This is a genomic window from Pantoea alfalfae (genome assembly GCF_019880205.1).
GTDB classification, from domain to species: domain Bacteria; phylum Pseudomonadota; class Gammaproteobacteria; order Enterobacterales; family Enterobacteriaceae; genus Pantoea; species Pantoea alfalfae.
The window spans coordinates 683,394-702,778 of the sequence record NZ_CP082292.1; the positions used below are offsets into that span (position 1 = coordinate 683,394).

The following is a 19,385-nucleotide window of genomic DNA, read 5'->3' on the forward strand; positions in this document are numbered from 1 at the left end:
GGCCTCTCTGGCCGATAACCCAGTTACAGCAAGGCATAAAAGCGAGGCGGCAAAACAAACATCTTTGTTTTTTCGGCCTCTGGCCTGCTTTCAGCTTCGGTGATATGTTCCTGTACCAATCAGACATAATAACGATTTACCCGCAGACTCAGCAGGCGGGAAATAAGATGCAGGTCATTAATGGCCTGCGTTCGTGGGCCTTTTTTGCCCGGTCTTCAGGGTCAGGAAATACCGGAGTTTATTAACTTTCACCCGTTGGGTGTTTTTAAGATTACTTTTCTGACTTTATACAGCACCTGTTTTTCTGCGGGTGGTGAGGAGTTGCACATGTTGCTTGTCACCTGGAATGGCGTTCTGATCTGCGTTTCGCTGATCGTGGCGTTTATTGCCTCTTTTACAGCGCTGGATACCGCCGGACGGGTGGCGGTCTCCCATGGCTGGAGCGCGCGGTTCTGGCTGCTGGTGGGCGGCACGACAATGGGGATTGGCATCTGGGCAATGCATTTTATCGGGATGCTGGCGATGATGATGCCGATGACGATGCGCTATGACACGCGGCTGACGATCCTCTCGCTGCTGGTGGCGATCCTGGCGTCAATATGTGCTTTCAGCCAGACGGTGAGCGGTTTACATCTCACCCGTCAGCGGCTGCTGCGCGGTACGCTGATCCTGGGCGTGGGTGTGGTAGTGATGCACTATCTCGGTATGTATGCTCTGCTGATTAATCCCCAACCTGAGTGGAACAGGCTGCTGGTGACGCTCTCTGTGCTGATTGCGTTGGCGGCCTCAGGCGTGGCGCTGTGGCTGGCGTTTCATCTGCGGCAGGGTGACCATCATCTGCTGCTGATGCGTGGGCTGGCCTCACTGGTGATGGCGATCGCGATTGCGGGCATGCACTATGTGGGAATGGCGGCGGCGGTGTTCCGCCACGGCAGCATAATGCAGCCGTATGGCGTCAGTAATCCGGGACTGGCGGTATGGGTCACGCTGATTACGTTAATTATTCTGGGGATCACTCTGCTGAGTTCGATGCTGGACGCTCAGATGCGTGCCGCGCGGCTGGCAACCCGGCTCAATCGCGCTAACCAGGAGCTGCGTCAGCTGGCGATGCATGACAACCTGACCGCGCTGCCCAACCGGGTGATGCTGGAGCAGCAGCTTGATCTCGCCATCAAACAGGCGCTGCTGAATGAAGATCGCTTTGCCGTGATTTATATGGATCTGGATGGCTTCAAAGCGGTCAATGACACCTGGGGGCATCATGTCGGTGACCGGTTACTGGTGGCGGTGGCGGAACGGCTGCGCAGTCAGCTCAGTAACACTATGCTGCTGGTGCGGCTGGGCGGGGATGAGTTTGTGCTGATGGCGGAGTGTGACATCAACCCGGCCCGGCAGCTGGCGCAAAAACTGGTTAAAGTGATCGGTACGCCGTTTGAACTTGACCGCTATGTACTGCACGTTTCACTTAGTGCAGGTATTGCAATCTTTCCACTGCATGGTCGCAACCGGCAGGAGCTGCTGTTTAATGCCGACGCGGCGATGTACCACACCAAACACAGTGGACGAAACGGCTGGTGCCTGTTTGAACCTGCTATGAGCGCGGCAACGCAGCATCAGCTGGAGCTGGCCAACGATTTATGGGAAGCGATCGATCGCCAGCAGATGCGGCTGTTCTATCAGCCCAAATTCCGTTCCGGCGGCACACGCCTGATGGGGTTTGAGGCGCTGCTGCGCTGGCAGCATCCGCAGCGCGGTCTGCTGACGCCTGAGCTGTTTCTGCCACGCGCTGAAAAAACCGGCCAGATTGTAGCGCTGGGAAACTGGGTCATCGGGGAAGCATGCCGTCAGTTAAGGATCTGGCACAGCCAGGGCCACGGCGAGTGGACGGTCTCGGTGAACCTCTCGGCATTGCAGTTCCATCAGCGTGATCTGCTCAGCACGCTGAACGAGACGCTGGCGCGTTACCAGCTTTCAGGCAGTGCGCTGATGCTGGAGATTACCGAAGCGATTGCCATGCGCGACCCCGCTTTCAGCCAGCAGCGGATTCGTGAGTTGCAACAGGCGGGCGTCAGCGTCGCCATTGATAACTTTGGCATTGGCTATGCCAACCTGTTACATCTTAAAGACCTGGATGCCAGTGAACTCAAGATTGATCGCAGCTTTATCAACTGTCTGCGACCTGGCAGTGAAGATGCGACCGTAGTCAGCGCCATGCTGACACTGGCGCAGAGTCTCAACCTGCGCATGGTGGCTGAAGGGGTTGAGACTGAAGAGCAGCAGCATCTGCTCACCAGCCTGGGCTTTGATGCATTGCAGGGGTATCTGCTGGGTAAACCCACACCTCCGGATCGGGTTGAGGCGTTCAGTATTCCTGCACTGCGACAGCCAGTGGTGTCGGTATCTGGCTGAGGCTGACGATAGATTTCATCACTCACAATGAGTGGAAAGGATGCAGGGTGCGCGGCTCATTAACTACCGGTCTATGCCGATAACTAATACACATTTTAAAAAACCTCTGCCCTACCACCAGCACGGCTTTCGCGGGAATGCACAATGTTAGCGACCTCATACGACACTTTTATCGTCATCGTCTCCGTTCTTGTGGCGATGCTGGCTTCGTTTACCGCTTTAGATATGGCGGGACGGGTCGTACATTCTACCGGCAAAGTGGCGCTGGTCTGGCTGTTCGGCGGTGGTTTCTCCATGGGCATTGGCATCTGGGCAATGCACTTTATTGGCATGCTGTCGATGAACATGGAGATGGTCATGAGCTACAACGCCGGACTCACCGCTTTCTCCGCCGCCATCGCCGTCTGCGCGTCGATATTTGCACTGTGGCTGGTCTGCAATGGGGATATGCCTTTGCCGCGTCTGGCGGGCGGCGCGCTGATCCTCGGCAGTGGTGTCGCGGCGATGCACTACACCGGCATGGCGGCGCTGATGTTCTCGCCCGGTATCGTCTGGCAATGGGGCTGGGTGGCGCTGTCGGTGGCGATTGCTCTGGCCGCTTCGGGCGCGGCGCTGTGGCTGGCGTTTAACCTGCGTGAGGGGCAGACCAGCCGGGTCACGCTACTGCGTATTGGCGCCTCTGTGGTCATGGGCTGTGCGATTGCAGGCATGCACTATACCGGCATGATGGCGGCAGAGTTTCCCGTCCACAGCCATCCGGTCGGGCAGGGCGTTAACAGCAACTGGCTGGCGATTCTGGTCACGGTAGTCACCATCTCCATCCTGGGCATTACCCTGCTGGTCTCAATGCTGGATGCGCGGATGCAGGCGCGTACCTCGATTCTCGCCAGTTCGCTGGCTGATGCGAATCGCGAGCTGGCTCAGCTGGCGCTGCACGACAACCTGACCCGGTTGCCGAACCGCATCCTGCTGGAAGATCGACTGGAGCAGGCGATCAATAAAGCGAACCGTGAGCAGGCGCAGTTTGCCCTGATGTTTATGGATCTCGATGGGTTTAAGGCAGTTAACGACGCCTTCGGACATCACATCGGCGACAGTCTGCTGGTCGGGGTGACCGAGCGGATGAGTCAGCAGATGACCGGCTACTACACGCTGGCACGGCTCGGCGGGGATGAGTTTGTGCTGCTGGTGGAGATCGACGATCCCAACGATGCCGCGGCCATTGCTGATAAGCTGGTTAAAGCAACAGGGCGTCCGTTTAATATCTCACGCTACGAACTGGTGGTCTCACTGAGTCTTGGTATCGCCGTCTATCCCGGCGATGGCGTGGATGAGCGGGAACTGATGTTCAACGCCGATGCAGCGATGTACCACACTAAAAATAATGGCCGTAACGGCTACACCTTCTTCCAGCCTTCTATGAACATCCAGGCGCAGAGCCAGCTTCAGCTGAATAACGATCTCTGGCATGCGCTGGATAACGACGAACTGCGCCTGTTCTATCAGCCAAAATATTGTGCGCCGCGCGGCCCGATCCTCGGTTTTGAGGCGTTACTGCGCTGGGAACATCCGAAGCGCGGCCTGCTGTCGCCCGATAAATTCCTGCCGATGGCGGAAAAGACCGGCATGATTGTCAACATCGGCAACTGGGTGATCCATGAAGCCTGTCGTCAGCTGCGCCAGTGGCATCTGCAGGGCCATCCGGACTGGTCGGTAGCGGTGAACCTGTCGGCACTGCAGTTTGAGCAATCGAATCTGGTGGAGACGGTGGTGGATGCGCTGACAAAACATCAGATTCCGGCCGAACTGCTGACGCTGGAAGTGACCGAGACCACTGCGATGCGCGATCCCGATGAGAGCGTGCGTATTCTCACCGAGCTGACCCAGCTCGGCGTGAAAGCTTCAATTGATGACTTTGGCACCGGCTACTCCAGCCTGCTCTATCTGAAACGCCTGCCGGCCAGTGAGCTTAAGATTGACCGGGCCTTTGTTAATGAGCTGCAGCATCAGAAAGAAGATGCCACCATCGTGTCGGCGATTGTGGCGCTGGCGCAGTCGCTGCAGCTGAAAGTGGTGGCTGAAGGTGTTGAAACCGCTGAGCAGCAGGCCTTTCTGACCAGCCTGGGCTGCAATACGCTACAGGGCTATTTGCTGGGCAAGCCGGTTCCCCCTGAGCGAGTGCCGAATCTGGCTAACTTTGTGGTGGCGGAAACGGAAGAGGCGATGGCAAACGTGAGCCCGATTGCTGAAGCCGATCAGCCACTGACGCCGCAGTTGGCGGTAATCTGAAGCACCTGATCAGAGCTGAATCAGCGTAATCAGTACGATAAGCGATGCGCGCCGCCTGTCATTGGCTGCCGTGCGTGGTAAAGTCTCGCGGTCAGACTACTCGCGGTAAACAAGGAGAGGCGACCCGTGGCGAAATACCAGCGCTTGATGGATGAGATTCAGCAGCAGATCGAGGCCGGCATCTGGCTGCCCGGCACCCGTTTACCGTCGCTGCGTCAGCAGGTCGCGCAGCAGGGTGTCAGCCTGATGACGGTGCTGCATGCCTATGAACTGCTGGAGAGTCAGGGCTGGATCGTCTCGCGTCCACAGTCAGGTTACTATGTGGCACCGCGCGCCTTAGTGCCCGCACCGCTCAGCGTGGCGATCAGCGAGCAGGTCGATATCAACGACTTTGTGTTTGATGTACTACAGGCCACGCGCGATCCCGCCATCGTGCCGTTTGGCTCCGCGTTCCCCGATCCGGCACTCTTTCCGCAGCGTCAGCTGATGCGTTCACTGGCGAACGTCTCTCATCATCTGACTCCAACCGATGCGCTGCACAATCTGCCGCCCGGCAACGCCACGCTGCGACAGCTGCTGGCGCAGCGCTATGCGCGTCAGGGCATCACCCTGTCGCCGGATGAAATTGTCATCACCAGCGGGGCGCTGGAGGCGCTGAACCTCAGCCTGCAATCCCTGACCGAGCCGGGCGACTATGTGGTGATTGAGCAACCGAGTTTTTATGGCGCGTTACAGGCGATTGAGCGGCTCAAGCTCAAGGCGCTGGCGATTCCGGTCGATGCAAAGCAGGGCATCGATCTCATCCAGCTGGAGGAGGCGCTGCAACGCTGGCCGGTAAAAGCCTGCTGGTTGATGACAACATTGCAGAATCCGCTGAGCGTAACGTTAACGCCGGAGCGCAAACAGCAACTGGTGACGCTGCTGACGCGTTATCAGGTGCCGATGATTGAAGATGATGTCTATGCTGAACTCTGGGCGGGTGAGGCTGCGCCGCTGCCCGCCAAGGCCTGGGATCGGCAGGGAAACGTGTTGCACTGTGGCTCCTTTTCCAAGTCGCTGGTGGCGGGTTTTCGCGTCGGCTGGGTGGCGGCGGGACAGCATGCGCAGCGCATTCAGCGCCTGCAGCTGATGAGCACGCTCTCAACCAGCGCACCGATGCAGCTGGCGCTGGCCGATTTTCTTGCCACGCGGCGTTACGACACCCATCTGAAGCGGTTGCGACAGATACTGGCGAAGCGACAGCAGATGGTGCGTCAGGCACTGCTGAAGATGCTGCCGCCTCAGGCTACGGTCAGCGAAGCGCGCGGCGGCTATTTTCTCTGGGTGACGTTGCCGGACAGCATCAACACTACCCGGCTCTACCAGCAGGCGCTGGCTCAGGGGATCAGTATTGCACCGGGGCAGTTGTTTTCGGCAGGAGAGCAGTTCAGTCACTGCTTCAGACTGAATACCGCCTGGCCGTGGGATAGTCGGGCCGAGGCGGCAATAGCGACGCTGGGTCAGTTAATGGCGGAACCGCAGGCGGATTAGACGCGCGCCGCTTCCTGGTGGCCCCAGGTCAGGTAGTAGACATCATAAAAGTCCACTTCCCCTTTTTGCGTCAGCAGACGCTGGATACCGCTTTTTACCCGTTCCGGTGTTTCAGGCAGCGACAGAATGCGTGAGATAGCCTGTTCGCGCACCGGCTGAACGTAATACCACTCACCGTTGTAGCAGACACGCAGATCGAGCGCATCAATATCTTCAAAGCGATATTTCGGGTTGATATCGAGCAGCATCAGCACGCTCATTACCAGCACAAATGCGGTGGCAAACCAGAAGGCGGGCCAGCCGAGCATCTCGGTGGTGAATATCAGCGCCACGCACAGGCCGTAGCAGAGATACATAACTGCCCAGAGGCCGGGATGGTTCTTCAGAAACGAGAGGCTAAAGCGCGGCAGGTTGTCGCGACGTTCTTCGCGGTTAAGCGTGGCGATCTCGTCAATCAGGATTTGTTTAATAGCGTCCATTGGTTACCTCACTGTCATCTGTTAGCTATTACAACAGATAACAGTCAAGCATATCAGAAACAGATTTGTGCGATTTTTGTATAACAGTTTATCAAAAGACTGCCCTGGCATCGGGCTGCCGTATCTGCGTGCCGGGCCGCCTGACATTTTGCAACACTTTACCGCAGTAAGAACCGCTATCTGCCGCCGTACAGGCACGGTCTCGCCCTATTGTTAGCGACACATTTGGCTTTAGTCAGCAATATCAGTCAATTATCTCAGTTGTGTCGTCCGGCGCACATTGCATTGTGCCGCGGGTTTGCCACACTTATAAAAAAAGCGGAGAACCTGTATGCGTGCCTCATCCTCCAGTCTGATGTTAATGATGTCCTTTGCCGCAGGTACTTTTTCGGCCGGGGCCTCTGATAATCCTCAGCATCTGATGCTCGCCATTCCGTCGGGTGGCGTACCTAATAACCCGTTACCTCTGATTATCTGGCCGCGCGTGGTGCCGGAAGAGGAGGAGATCGCAGCGTGGTTTGAGAAAACGTTCGACGAAAACGGCTGGCCACCCGCCTGGCGCTATCCGATTTTCCCCTATACCCACTTCCATCCCAACACCCATGAACTGCTCGGCGTTGCGGAAGGCTGGGCGGAAGTGCTGTTTGGCGGCGACAGTGGCCGGATGGTCACCCTGCGCGCAGGCGATGCGGTGCTAATCCCGGCGGGTGTCGGTCATCGTCAGGTCAGTGCCAGCGACGATTTTATGGTGATCGGTGCCTATCCGCGTGGCATGTCGCCTGAGACGCTGCGCGACGAACCCGCGAAGCTGAAGATGGCGCAAGAGCAGGTGAAAAAAGTGCCGTTGCCGACCCAGGACCCGTTTACCGGCAAAGAGGGCGCGTTAACCGAAATCTGGCAGCCGATTGCCGCGATGCATTTACAGCAACAGATGGACCTGTAAACGCCGTTTCTCTCGCGAAATGATTAAGCGCGAGCCAGCCTCGCGCTCTGACCTTGCTGACTGTAAAACCTGCCTGAACGCCTGAGCTCAGGCGCTTATCCCAATCATTACACCATTGAACATTTGCTCGCCGCTGCCGATATATCCCCTGATAAGATTAGTTATTCTTCTTAATACGCTTGTCTTCGCAGACCTTTTCCGCTTTAGTCTCGGCTCGCGATTAAGAACATTCCTAAGCCTTTACCGGGCTCCCGAGCAGCAGGCAAATAACAATGGATAATAACTCTGATGTCATGTATCGCATGCTGGTACAAAGCGTGATCGACTATGCGATCACCATGCTTAAACCGGACGGAACTGTCGCCAGCTGGAACGGCGGGGGTCTGCACGTCCTTGGTTACAGGCCAGACGAAATTATTGGACAGCACGCCGCCCTGTTTTACAACGAAGAGGATCGCCGTCGCGGTCAGCCGCAGCGCGAACTCGATATCGCCGCCACCACCGGACGTTACGAAAACGAAGGCTGGCGCTGCCGTAAAGATGGCAGCAGCTTCTGGGCACACGTGGTCATCTATCCCATCCGCGACGAGACCGCTCAGCTGATTGGATTTGCTGCGGTCTGCCGTGACTGCACCCGGCAGCAGGAGCAGCAGCGCAAAGAGCGGGAGCAGGAGATGCGTTTCCGCCTGCTGGTGGAGGGCGTCACCGATTACGCCATCTACATGCTCGATCAGGACGGTAACGTAGTGAACTGGAACGCCGGCGCACAGCGGGCCAAAGGCTATGTGGCGGAAGAGATTGTCGGCCAGCATTTTTCCCGTTTCTACAGCGCACAGGATCGACTCAATCATATCCCCAGCCAGAACCTGCAAACTGCCTATCGCACCGGCCGTTTTGAAGATGAGGGCTGGCGCTACCGCAAAGATGGCAGCGCGTTCTGGGCACATGTGGTGATCGACACGATCCGTGACGATCAGGGCAAGCTGCTGGGCTATGCCAAAATCACCCGTGACTGCACTGAACAGCAGCGTGTCCGCAGCGAGCAGCGCGAGCAGGAGCAGCGTTTTCGCCTGCTGGTTGAGGGCGTAACGGATTACGCCATCTATATGCTTGATACCGACGGCGTGGTTGTGAACTGGAATGCCGGCGCACAGCGCGCCAAAGGTTACAAAGCGGAAGAAGTGGTCGGTCAGCACTTCTCGCTGTTTTACAGTGCTCAGGAGCGGCTGAACAGGACACCGGAAGCTAATCTCGGTATCGCGCTGAAAACCGGTCGTTTTGAAGATGAGGGCTGGCGCTACCGTAAAGATGGCAGCGCGTTCTGGGCGCATGTGGTTATCGACGCGATCCATGATGATGACGGTAAGCTGATCGGTTTCGCCAAGATCACCCGCGACCGCACGGAAGGCCGTGAGCAGGAGCAGCAGATCCTGCGCGCCCGTGATCTGGCCGAAGCGCAGAGCACGCAGAAAACCGCCTTGTCTAAATTTCTGGACAACATCATTGCCAACATTCCCTCCTGCGTGATTGTTGAAGATGCGATTACCCGCGAGATCCTGCTGGTGAATGACCGCACCCAGCAGCTGTTTGGCCTGTCGAAAGCACTGATCGTCAACAAGCGTCCGCACGAATGCATGTCGCCTGAGCTTAGTGACTATTTTAACAATCTGGCGGACGTTGCACTGCGCAGTGAGGGCATGCATGAGCGTGAGCAGTTACTTATGACTGCCAGCGGCGAACGCATTCTGCATACCCGCGCCACCGCGATTAATGGCCAGGATGCGCGCCGCAACTACCTGATGCTGCTGGTGGAAGATGTCACCGACCAGCGCGCCGCCGATGCCCGTATTCACCATATGGCGCACCACGACAACCTGACCAGCCTGCCGAACCGCATGCTGTTCCGCCAGCGTTTGAGTGAGGCGTTGCGCACTGCGAGCCAGACGCAGCGCCAGACCGCCGCGCTGTGCCTTGATCTGGATAACTTCAAAAATGTGAACGATGCGCTGGGCCATCAGATTGGCGATGAGCTGCTGCGCAGCGTGGCTAAGCGTCTGCGAAACACGCTGCGCGATCAGGATACGCTGGCGCGCATTGGTGGCGATGAGTTCGCTATCGTGCTGCCCTCGGTAGCAAACAGTGAGGAGGCGAGCATTGTGGCGCAGCGTCTGATCGAGGCGATTCGTCCGCCGGTTAACGTTGAAGGTCATAATCTGTCGGTCGGGCTGAGCGTGGGTATTGCACTCAGCACCACCATCACCAATACGCCGGAGCAGCTGTTGCGCTGTGCGGATATGGCGCTGTATGAAGCCAAACGTAATGGCCGCAACCGCTATGAGCACTTTACGCTGGAGATGGATGATGTGGCACGCAGCCGACGCCTGATTGAAAACGATCTGCGCGATGCGATCAGCGGCGGGCATTTGCGGCTCTACTATCAGCCTATTACCAATGGCGATCACCGCACGATTATTGGCTATGAAGCGCTGATGCGCTGGCATCATCCTATCCGCGGGCTGATTATGCCCAACGACTTCATCCCGATTGCGGAAGAGACCGGCCTGATTCATATGCTGGGAGCCTTTGCGCTCTATGAAGCCTGTCGTGAAGCGGCGAGCTGGGAAGGGGAGCAGTCAGTCTCGGTCAACCTCTCACCGCTGCAGTTTAAAAACAGCTCGCTGGTGCCGGTGGTTGAAGGTGCGCTGAAAGAGTCGGGTCTCGATCCGGCGCGACTGGAAGTCGAGATCACCGAATCGGTGCTGCTGGATGACTCGCTGGGGAATATCCGTACCCTGCAGAATCTCAAGGCGCTGGGCGTACAGATTGCGCTGGATGATTTCGGCACCGGCTATTCGTCGCTGAGCTATCTGCGTTCCTTCCCATTCGACAAAATCAAAATCGACAAATCGTTTATCAACGATATGGGCGACAGCCGCGAGGCGCTGGCGATAATCCGCGCGATTACCGGCATGAGCCGCAGTCTGGATATCCAGATTACCGCTGAAGGCGTGGAGAGCGATGAGCAGTTCACGAAGCTGCGCGATGAGGGCTGTACGCTGTTTCAGGGCTTCCTGTTCGGACGACCTCAGCCGTCGGAGCTGCGGCTGAAAACGCTGGGTTAATCCGCGCCGGGTTAATCATAAAGGCCATGCTGCTGAACCGGCGCATGGCTGAGATTATCGCGGATACGGCGCACCGACTCGCGCACCACCAGCCTGCCGTTCAGCAGCAGGCTGCCGGTGGGGGTGCCGGGATTCAGCCGCATCTCCTGCAGCATTCTCACTGCCGCTGCGCCCAGCTCATCACGTGGCACCTGCACCGAGGTCAGCGGAATATCGTGGATAGCGGCCAGGTTAAACCCATCCATGCTCATCACTGAAATATCCTGTGGCACCCGTAATCCGGCCTGCTCCAGCGCAGTGACGGCCCCAGCGGCGATGTAATCCCCGCTGGCGAGAATCGCCGTCGGACGCAGTGCGTCAGGGCAGTGGCGCAGATAGTCACCCAGCCGTTCCGCCGCCTCATTGCTGCTGAAGCTGTTCAGGGTCAGCAGGTGCTGGCGGCTGTCGAAGCGCAGATTCATGGCGTGCCAGGCGTCGCGCACCCCCTGAAGACGCTGCTCCATGGTATAGCGGCGCAGGCAGTGCAGCGACAGGATCTGCCGGTGTCCCTGCTCAAACAGATAGCGCGCGGAGAATTCACCAATCAGCTGATGATGCGGCGAAACCGACGGCAGGCGCATCCGGCGATCGCGGGCGTTGATCAGCACGCAGGGTTTGTTCATCTCCGCCGCCAGCTGATGAATATGCTCATCATCAATGCCGATCAGCAGGGCGGCTTCGGTCTGCTGCATCTTATCGATAAACAGCGCGGCATCACTCTCCACCTCTTCCAGCGGACAGTAGCGCAGCCGCACCTCATGTGGCTCTACCGCCTGGCTGATCCCCTGAATCACCTTGTAGTAGAAAATGTCGCTGCGTACGTCAAAGGCGCGCGGCGGGGCAAAGACCATCAGGTTATTCAGCAGCAGACGACCGCTGTGCAGGTTATCCAGCACGCCCTGCTGCTGCGCCACGGCCAGCACTTTGTCCCGCGTCGCGGGCCGGGTATTCGCTTTTCCCGCCAGCACCCGCGAAACCGTACTGATCGAGACCCCGCTCAGCGCCGCAATCTCACCGATTTTCAGCCTTTGTTTCATTCTGTGATCGCCTTCAAATCTGCCAATGAAAAATTTTTCATAGCCTGCTGAATCGCGTCAGATAACCGTTTCAGTGCCATTTTCTGTCGGCATTCAGTCTGCCATGAAAAGCGTTGCAAAAAAGTGGCTGTACCCACGTTTCACACTTTTTTAAGTTCGATAAAAGGACACGCGGTACGCCAGCAGGCGGTGTGCGTCATCAATGGCAATCAGGAGTGGCACAATGAGCCTCGAATCAACAACCAAACCCATCAGTGCATCACGCACGGTGCGCGTGATTAAAAATTTACGCTGGTGGATGCTGGGAATGTTCCTGCTGGGTGTGACCGTCAACTACATCACCCGTAACTCCCTCGGCATTCTGGCACCGGAACTGAAAACCAGTCTGAACATGACCACCGAACAGTATTCGTGGGTCGTAGCCGCATTTCAGCTCGCCTATACCCTGTTTCAGCCGATTTGCGGCTGGCTGATCGATGTAATCGGACTGAAGATGGGCTTCCTGATCTGCGCGCTGATCTGGTCGGTAACCTGTCTGCTGCACGCCGGTGCGGGAAGCTGGCTGCATCTGGCGCTGCTGCGTTTTGTCATGGGCGCTTCCGAAGCGGCGGCCACGCCTGCTAACGCCAAAGCGATCGGTGACTGGTTTCCGAAAAAGGAGCGTCCGGTTGCGGCGGGCTGGGCGGGCGTCGGCTTTTCGATTGGTGCGATGCTGGCGCCACCGATTATCTATTTTGCCCACATTACCTTTGGCTGGCAGGGCGCATTTCTGCTGACCGGCGGCCTGGGCCTGCTGTGGGTGGGACTCTGGTGGTGGGGCTATCACTCGCCGGAGAGTCATCCCCGTCTTTCCGATGATGAACGCGCCTTTATTAACCAGGATAACGAGGCGATTGGTGAAAAGCTGCCGTTCTTCACCGCGCTGAAAGTGATTGGTAAAGAGAAGAAATTCTACGGCATCGCCATTCCGGCCTTTCTGGCTGAGCCCGCCTGGGCGGTGCTGAGCTTCTGGGTGCCGCTCTATCTTGCCAACGAGCGCGGCATGGATCTTAAACAGATCGTGATGTTCGCCTGGCTGCCATTTCTGGCCGCCGACCTCGGCAGCGTTGCCAGCGGCTATCTGACCCGAATCTATGTGCGCTGGTTTGGCATGACCCGCGTGAATTCCATTGTTGCAAGTTCGGTGACCGGCGCACTGCTGATGGTCTCACTGGCGCTGATGACGCTGGTAAAAGATCCCTGGCTGGCGATCGCCCTGATCTCCGTCGGCGGCTTCGGTCATCAGGTGATCTCCTGCATGCTGAGCGCGCTGGTAGTAGAGCGTTTTGATCGCCGCCAGATGGCTACAGTCAACGGCATGCGCGGCTCCTGCGCCTGGATCGCCAGCTTTATCTTCTCGCTGATTATCGGTGTGACCGCCGATACCATCGGCTTTAATCCGCTGTTTGTGGCGATGGGCTTCTTTGACCTGATCGGTGCCGTTTTCCTGGTGATGCTGATCGCCGAACGCCGCCAGCGCCCTGCTAACCCATAAGGATATCGCGATGAAAACCCTGAAGAACTGGACGCTGCATCAGCAGGCCGATCACTTTGTTGAACTCAAGGTCGACGATCGACATTTCCTGCGACTTTATGTACTGGAAGAGAAGCTGATGCGTGTGCTGCTGAAGCGCGACGGTGATCTGGCGCTGAACCGCACCTGGAGCATTGCGCCTGAGCATGATGTGCCCTGGCAGGGACGTGACCGCGAGGCGCTGGATGGCTTTACGCTGCCCGCATTTCAGGTGGATCACGATGCGCAGCAGCTGCGCATCAGCACACCACAGTTGCGGGTGACGATGCATCAGCCGCTCTGCCTGAGCTGGGAGCAGTTTGATGGTGTCAGCTGGCAGCCGCTGACCGCCGATCGTCATACCGGTGCCTATCTGCTCAATGCGCACGGCGACGGCGTCGAGCACTATCAGCGTCGTCAGCCGCAGGATCGGGTGTATGGTCTGGGCGAGAAGAGTGGCGACCTGAACCGCGTTAACCGGCGGTTTGAGATGCGTAATCTCGATGCGATGGGCTATAACGCCGCCAGCACCGATCCGCTCTATAAACATATTCCGTTTACCCTGACGCAGCGCGATGGCGTCAGCTTTGGCCTGTTTTATGACAACCTCAGCAGCAGCTGGCTCGATCTGGGGAATGAGCTGGATAACTACCATCTGCCTTATCGCCGTTACCGCGCCGAGGCGGGCGATCTCGATTACTACATGATGCTCGGGCCGACGCTGCTTGATGTCACCAAAGCCTTTGTGCGCCTGACCGGTCGCACGCTTTTTCAGCCAAAGTGGAGCCTGGGCTACAGCGGTTCTACCATGCACTACACCGACGCGCCGGACGCACAGCAGCAGCTGCAATCCTTTATCCGCCTGTGTCGCGAGCATGAAATTCCCTGCGACTCGTTCCAGCTCTCTTCCGGTTACACCTCGATCAATAACAAACGCTATGTCTTCAACTGGAACTACGACAAAGTTCCGAATCCCAACGCGCTGAGTGATGCCTTTCATCGTGCCGGAATGAAGCTGGCGGCCAACATCAAGCCCTGTCTGCTGCAGGATCACCCGCGTTACCAGGAAGTGGCGTCAAAGGGGCTATTTATTCGTGACTCGGAACAGGATCGCCCGGAGCGTTCGGTGTTCTGGGATGATGAGGGATCGCACCTTGATTTCACCCATCCGCAGGCGGTGCGCTGGTGGCAGGAAAATGTCACGCAGCAGCTGCTGGAGAAGGGCATTGATTCAACCTGGAACGATAACAACGAATATGAGGTGTGGGATGGCGAAGCGCGCTGTCACGGTTTTGGTCAGCCGATCGCCATCAAGCATATCCGGCCGGTGATGCCGCTGCTGATGATGCGCGCCTCGATGGAAGCGCAGCAGCAGTTTGCGCCAGACAAACGTCCTTATCTGATCTCCCGCTCCGGCTGCGCCGGGATGCAGCGTTATGTGCAGACCTGGAGCGGCGATAACCGCACCAGCTGGCAGACTCTGCGTTACAACATCCGCATGGGGCTGGGGATGAGCCTGTCCGGGCTGTTTAATGTCGGACACGATGTCGGCGGCTTCTCAGGCGACAAGCCGGATGCCGAACTATTTGTGCGCTGGGTTCAGAATGGCGTAATGCATCCGCGCTTTACTATCCATTCGTGGAATGACGATCACACCGTGAACGAGCCGTGGATGTACCCGGAGGTCACGCCAATGATCCGCGAAGCGATCCGCCTGCGCTATCGTCTGATGCCTTACCTCTATAACCTCGCGTGGCAGGCCAGCGCGGAAGATGAGCCGATGCTGCGTCCGACCTTCCTCGATCATGAGCAGGATCCGCTGACGTATGAGGAGTGTGATGATTTTATGCTGGGACGCGATCTGCTGGTCGCCAGCGTCGTGGAGCAGGGCGCGCGCAGCCGTGAAGTCTATCTGCCACGCAACCAGGGCGGCTGGTATGACTGGCACAGCGGCAGGGCGTTTGCGGGCGGCGAAACGGTTATGCTGGATGCGCCGCTGGATCGGCTGCCCTTGCTGGTGCGAGCCGGTGCGATCATCCCGCTGGGCGAATGCGAAAGCACCACCGATGCGCGACGCGACAGGGTGCGGCAGTGGCAGTTATGGCCCGCACCGGAAGGTGTAACCACTCAGGGCGAAATGTTTGACGATGATGGTGAGAGCCATGGCTGGCAGCAGGGCAATGCGTTGTGGCTGGGCTGGACGTTGTGCAGCAGCGCGAGCCGAATCGACCTGACGGTGGAAAAACGCGGCGACTATCAGCCTGCCTGGCGGGAGATCGCGCTGTTACTGCCTGCGGGTGAACGTCGTGAGCTGTGGGTGAACGGCGAGAAAGCGGCGAGTTACCGGCTGGAATAGCGGTGGCGTGATGGCCGTTAGACGGAAATAAGTTCGGCCCCGGAGAGGGGCCGACGAGGAAGCTGGCAAAAGCGGGTCCGCTGCCAAACCGTGCCTGCACAGGAAATACGGTCAGATCGGAAAGACGCTCAAGCCAGTCCCCGGGCGCTCTACCCGCGTGATGACGCACCTCATCCCTGAGGTGCGCCCGTAGCCGGACCAACGCGTTGCGTTGTTCAAAAACGCCTGGCGTTTTTGTCCCTGGCGCGGGACGCTTTCCTCCTCTGACCATATTCCCTGCTATCCTGGCTTTATCATTGCTTCCAGATAACTGATTAGGGAATTGTCAGTGGTCTTAATCGGTTGAGAGGCCCGAAAAATATTATTCTGCGTGGTTTTCGGTGCTCATGCGGCCCAGATCTTTATCGACCAGGAACAGACCGTTGCCGCTGTTGCTGACCAGCGCCAGTTTATCCAGCACGGTTTTGAACAGCTTCTCTTCTTCGTGCTGCTCGGCAACATACCACTGCAGGAAGTTAAAGGTAGAGTAATCCTGTGACGTCATAGCAGCGTGAGCCAGCTCATTGATTTTGCTGGTGATGAGCTGCTCATGCTCCAGCGCCTGCTGCAGGATTTCATTCAGCGAGGTGAAAGAAACCGGTGGCGCAGCGATAGTGCCCAGCACCGGCATCGCGCCGGTATCGCTCAGGTAATCAAACAGACGCTGCATATGCTGCATCTCTTCGCGTGAATGCATCTTCAGGAAGGAAGCGGCACCCTCAAAGCCTTTGTCGCTGCACCAGGCGCTCATTTGCAGATAAAGATTGGCAGAGAAGAATTCCAGGTTCAGCTGGTCGTTTAAACGCCCAGTCATTTCAGCAGTCAGCATGGCCGAGTCCTTTTAAGAAGATGTTAAATAAACAGGTGGAAGCGGTGAATTATGCATCATACATGTTAGTAAAGTGAAGCCTTTTCCGCAAAATAAGCTAATTTATCTGATTGATTTAAATAGAATTATTTCGGAAATTGAATGCGAGCAATTCTCATTCTGTATCACGGCTATCAGGCAACAACGTCAGGCGAATCAGCACCATGATAGTGCGGGCGATGGTTATTTTGCTGGTGCAATAAGTCGCTGTAACAGACGAAATATTCGCAATCTGATGCCGTCCCGAAAATATCACCGGGTGGTCTGAAAAATAAATTTCAGAGCGTGATAAGAGGTATAGCGTGGATTAAATGTCCTGCGTGGGGAAATAAGGTGTTAACAATCTCTCTCTTAGCGGCTCTGGCATAAATCCTGCTTAGAACTGAGTTCCATATATTGAAACTTGCTACGGCAGGGAACAGGCGGCAGACCATGTTATCAGGAGAAAGTAATGTCAGATGAGAGTGTGGTTAATCCGGTAAAAATGACGGCGACCAGAGGCAGTTATATCGCATTAATTTTTGCCATTCTGTTTTTCTCAGGGCTGTTTTATAACGTCGAGGGCCTTAAATGGCTGGGGGCGTTTGACTTCACTACGCTGGGCGGCAGCTTCGGCACCATGAAAGATCCCGCCAGCAACACCTTTGTCGGCGCAGGCGGACTCAGTGCTAAAGCGGGCTTCCTGTTTGCCCTGTCGCTGACGCCCACGGTAATGCTGGCGCTGGGCGTGCTCGAAATCTTTACCCACTATGGTGCGATTCGCGCGGCACATCGCTTGCTGACACCGCTGCTTAAGCCGCTGATGGGCCTGCCGGGCCGTTGCGGTCTGGCGTTAATCACTGACCTGCAAAGCACCGACGCGGGCGCGGCATTAACAAAAGAGATGGCTGATCAGAAACTGATTGGTAAAAAAGAGCTGGTGGTGATGAGTGCCTGGCAATATTCCGGTGCGGGATTAATCAATAATTACTTCGCCATCGGTTCAGCGCTGTTCGCCTCTATGACGCTGCCGATTATTATTCCGCTGTTATTAATGTTCGTGCTGAAATTTATCGGTGCGGCAATAACGCGCGCTGTGTTAAACAGTGTTTATAAGAAGGATTTTGCCGATGGAAAATAAAATTGCGACCTGCAGTAATCCGTTCGATGTGTTTGTGACTGGCGCACGCAAAGGCTTTCACATCGCCATTCACAACCTGATGCCGAATGTGGTGATGGCCTATGTGCTGGCGGAAGTGCTGAACCTGCTCGGTATTATGCAGTTCCTTGGACATGCCTTTGCGCCGGTGATGGGGCTGTTCGGCCTGCCGGGCGAGGCGATTACCGTGCTGCTTACCGCCTGGCTTTCATCGTCGGCGGGCACTGGCGTTGCGGTAAGCCTGCTGACCAAAGGGCTGCTGACCGGCGCGGATATTACTATTCTGGCACCGGCGATTTTCCTGATGGGATCGCAACTGCAATATATGGGGCGGCTGCTGGGTGTGGCCGATGTGCCCAAAAAATACTGGCCGCTGCTGATGCTGGTGAGCATCATCAACGCGCTGATCGCGATGTCTGTTATGCGTCTGTTTATTCAGGAGTAACGCTGTGTCTAAGGTATTAGAGCATTATCACTATCTGCACGAAATTCCGGAGCTGGGCTTTCAGGAGATAAAGACCTCGGCCTACATCGCCGATCAGCTGGAGAAAGCGGGCCTGAAGGTAACGCGCAACATCAATAACACCACCGGCATCGTGGCGGAGATCGACAGCGGGGTGCCGGGACCGGTGCTGGCGCTGCGCGCGGATATGGATGCGCTGGGGCACATCATTGATGGCGTGCCGTGTGCGCGCCACACCTGCGGTCACGACGGTCACTCTTCGGTCGTGCTGACGACGGCGACGGCTCTGCTGCAGGAGGGCGTGGTGAAACGTGGCCGGCTGAAGATCCTGTTCCAGCCCGCCGAGGAGCTGGGCGCCGGTGCGCTCTCAATGATCGAAGGCGGCGCACTGGATGATGTGGAGATGATTCTGGGCTTCCATCTGCGTCCGCTGGAGGAGTGCGTGGTCGGCCAGGCAGTGCCTGCCGTGCTCTACTCCGCCTGCAGCACGCTGGAAGCGACCATCAAAGGCCAGCCCGCCCATGCGGCGCGACCGCATCTTGGCATCAATGCGCTGGATGCGGCCGCGCAGGCGGTTCAGGCCGTCAATGCCCTCCATCTGTCCCCGGGCCTGACATGGAGCGTCAAAGCGACCCGCTTCCTGTGCGATGCGGGTGTCACCAACTCGGTACCGGATGAAGCCCGCGTGGTGTGGGATCTGCGTTCGCAGGAGAACGGGCCGATGACGCAGCTGAAAGAGCAGGTCACGCGCGCCATTACTCACAGCGTCGCGGCACTGGGAGCCACCGCCGAGGTTCGCGTGCTGAAAGAGATGCCGGCTGCCGAGATTGATGATGACGCGACGGCGGTGATCCGCGCGGCCATCGTTGAAGTGCTGGGTGAAGAGGGCGCACTGCCGACCCGCACCACGCCAGGCAGCGAGGACTTTTTCTACTATCCCGTGAAGCGTCCGGGTGTGAAGGCGGGCTTCTGGGGGCTGGGCACCAACCTGACGCCAGGGCTGCATCATCCCGATATGCGTTTTGATCTCAGCTCGCTGGAGATTGGTGTGCAGATCTTCAAAGCCTGCGTCAGAAAAGTACTGGGATAACAGAGTGGGGGCGGGTGCAGACCCGCCCGAC

The 19,385-nt window shown here is 57.3% G+C and carries 13 protein-coding genes; 10 read left to right on the plus strand and 3 right to left on the minus strand.

Features of this window, described 5'->3' with window-relative positions:
• Positions 1 to 327 precede the first annotated feature (327 nt).
• The 3 genes from K6R05_RS03305 (at position 328) to K6R05_RS03315 (ending at position 6,228) form a co-directional block, all read left to right on the plus strand.
• On the plus strand, positions 328 to 2,409 hold the full coding sequence (locus K6R05_RS03305) for a putative bifunctional diguanylate cyclase/phosphodiesterase (RefSeq protein ID WP_222924983.1): 2,082 nt from the start codon (positions 328 to 330) through the stop codon (positions 2,407 to 2,409).
• Positions 2,410 to 2,553: 144 nt separating this feature from the next.
• Positions 2,554 to 4,698: a putative bifunctional diguanylate cyclase/phosphodiesterase gene (locus K6R05_RS03310; protein WP_222924984.1), complete on the plus strand. Its 2,145-nt coding sequence runs from the start codon at positions 2,554 to 2,556 to the stop codon at positions 4,696 to 4,698.
• Between the two features lie 126 nt (positions 4,699 to 4,824).
• Positions 4,825 to 6,228: an aminotransferase-like domain-containing protein gene (locus K6R05_RS03315; RefSeq protein ID WP_222924985.1), complete on the plus strand. Its 1,404-nt coding sequence runs from the start codon at positions 4,825 to 4,827 to the stop codon at positions 6,226 to 6,228.
• Here K6R05_RS03315 and K6R05_RS03320 read toward each other — a convergent pair.
• Positions 6,225 to 6,707 (minus strand): YlaC family protein, encoded by a 483-nt coding sequence (locus tag K6R05_RS03320; protein WP_013359026.1) that lies wholly within the window; start codon positions 6,705 to 6,707, stop codon positions 6,225 to 6,227. The two genes, K6R05_RS03315 and K6R05_RS03320, sit on opposite strands and share 4 nt — an antisense overlap.
• Before the next feature lie 331 nt (positions 6,708 to 7,038).
• Here K6R05_RS03320 and K6R05_RS03325 point away from each other — a divergent pair, with 331 nt between their 5' ends.
• Both K6R05_RS03325 and K6R05_RS03330 read left to right on the plus strand, forming a co-directional pair.
• The gene (locus K6R05_RS03325) at positions 7,039 to 7,650 is read left to right on the plus strand and encodes a cupin domain-containing protein (RefSeq protein WP_161732719.1); all 612 of its coding nucleotides are present in this window, start codon (positions 7,039 to 7,041) and stop codon (positions 7,648 to 7,650) included.
• Positions 7,651 to 7,922: 272 nt separating this feature from the next.
• Positions 7,923 to 10,772, plus strand: a complete 2,850-nt coding sequence (locus tag K6R05_RS03330; protein WP_161732717.1) for a bifunctional diguanylate cyclase/phosphodiesterase — start codon at positions 7,923 to 7,925, stop codon at positions 10,770 to 10,772.
• A gap of 11 nt (positions 10,773 to 10,783) precedes the next feature.
• Here the strand turns inward: K6R05_RS03330 and K6R05_RS03335 are convergent, their stop codons facing one another.
• Positions 10,784 to 11,848 carry a LacI family DNA-binding transcriptional regulator gene (locus K6R05_RS03335; protein ID WP_222924986.1) on the minus strand — a complete coding sequence of 355 codons (1,065 nt, stop codon included), beginning with the start codon at positions 11,846 to 11,848 and terminating at the stop codon, positions 10,784 to 10,786.
• 223 nt (positions 11,849 to 12,071) lie between these two features.
• Between K6R05_RS03335 and K6R05_RS03340 the strand changes: the two genes are divergently transcribed.
• Together K6R05_RS03340 and K6R05_RS03345 are read left to right on the plus strand one after the other, a co-directional pair.
• Positions 12,072 to 13,382 carry an MFS transporter gene (locus K6R05_RS03340; protein WP_222924987.1) on the plus strand — a complete coding sequence of 437 codons (1,311 nt, stop codon included), beginning with the start codon at positions 12,072 to 12,074 and terminating at the stop codon, positions 13,380 to 13,382.
• A 10-nt stretch (positions 13,383 to 13,392) separates the two neighbouring features.
• Positions 13,393 to 15,756: a glycoside hydrolase family 31 protein gene (locus K6R05_RS03345; RefSeq protein WP_222924988.1), complete on the plus strand. Its 2,364-nt coding sequence runs from the start codon at positions 13,393 to 13,395 to the stop codon at positions 15,754 to 15,756.
• A 361-nt stretch (positions 15,757 to 16,117) separates the two neighbouring features.
• On the opposite strand, the gene ftnA is transcribed toward K6R05_RS03345, so the two are convergent.
• Positions 16,118 to 16,624, minus strand: coding sequence for a non-heme ferritin (ftnA, locus tag K6R05_RS03350; protein WP_033733871.1), 507 nt, complete (start codon positions 16,622 to 16,624; stop codon positions 16,118 to 16,120).
• 490 nt (positions 16,625 to 17,114) lie between these two features.
• Here ftnA and K6R05_RS03355 point away from each other — a divergent pair, with 490 nt between their 5' ends.
• From K6R05_RS03355 to K6R05_RS03365, 3 genes are read left to right on the plus strand one after another with little or no spacing between them, the layout of a single operon-like run.
• Positions 17,115 to 17,783 carry a nucleoside recognition domain-containing protein gene (locus K6R05_RS03355; RefSeq protein ID WP_161732709.1) on the plus strand — a complete coding sequence of 223 codons (669 nt, stop codon included), beginning with the start codon at positions 17,115 to 17,117 and terminating at the stop codon, positions 17,781 to 17,783.
• Entirely contained in the window at positions 17,773 to 18,246 is a 474-nt protein-coding gene (locus tag K6R05_RS03360) for a YjiG family protein (protein WP_161732707.1), read from the plus strand. Before K6R05_RS03355 ends, K6R05_RS03360 begins: the two co-directional genes overlap by 11 nt.
• Positions 18,247 to 18,250: 4 nt before the next feature.
• Complete coding sequence (locus tag K6R05_RS03365; protein ID WP_161732705.1) at positions 18,251 to 19,354, plus strand: amidohydrolase; 1,104 nt, start codon at positions 18,251 to 18,253, stop codon at positions 19,352 to 19,354.
• The last annotated feature ends 31 nt before the right edge of the window (positions 19,355 to 19,385 follow it).

Bases quoted from the DNA above. Each gene is read 5' to 3' on its own strand.
- K6R05_RS03305 (WP_222924983.1), top strand. From the start codon at position 328: ATGTTGCTTGTCACCTGGAATGGCGTTCTGATCTGCGTTTCGCTGATC.
- K6R05_RS03340 (WP_222924987.1), top strand. From the start codon at position 12,072: ATGAGCCTCGAATCAACAACCAAACCCATCAGTGCATCACGCACGGTG.
- K6R05_RS03335 (WP_222924986.1), bottom strand. From the start codon at position 11,848: ATGAAACAAAGGCTGAAAATCGGTGAGATTGCGGCGCTGAGCGGGGTC.
- K6R05_RS03320 (WP_013359026.1), bottom strand. From the start codon at position 6,707: ATGGACGCTATTAAACAAATCCTGATTGACGAGATCGCCACGCTTAAC.
- K6R05_RS03360 (WP_161732707.1), top strand. From the start codon at position 17,773: ATGGAAAATAAAATTGCGACCTGCAGTAATCCGTTCGATGTGTTTGTG.
- ftnA (WP_033733871.1), bottom strand. From the start codon at position 16,624: ATGCTGACTGCTGAAATGACTGGGCGTTTAAACGACCAGCTGAACCTG.
- K6R05_RS03325 (WP_161732719.1), top strand. From the start codon at position 7,039: ATGCGTGCCTCATCCTCCAGTCTGATGTTAATGATGTCCTTTGCCGCA.
- K6R05_RS03310 (WP_222924984.1), top strand. From the start codon at position 2,554: ATGTTAGCGACCTCATACGACACTTTTATCGTCATCGTCTCCGTTCTT.
- K6R05_RS03345 (WP_222924988.1), top strand. From the start codon at position 13,393: ATGAAAACCCTGAAGAACTGGACGCTGCATCAGCAGGCCGATCACTTT.
- K6R05_RS03355 (WP_161732709.1), top strand. From the start codon at position 17,115: ATGTCAGATGAGAGTGTGGTTAATCCGGTAAAAATGACGGCGACCAGA.
- K6R05_RS03330 (WP_161732717.1), top strand. From the start codon at position 7,923: ATGGATAATAACTCTGATGTCATGTATCGCATGCTGGTACAAAGCGTG.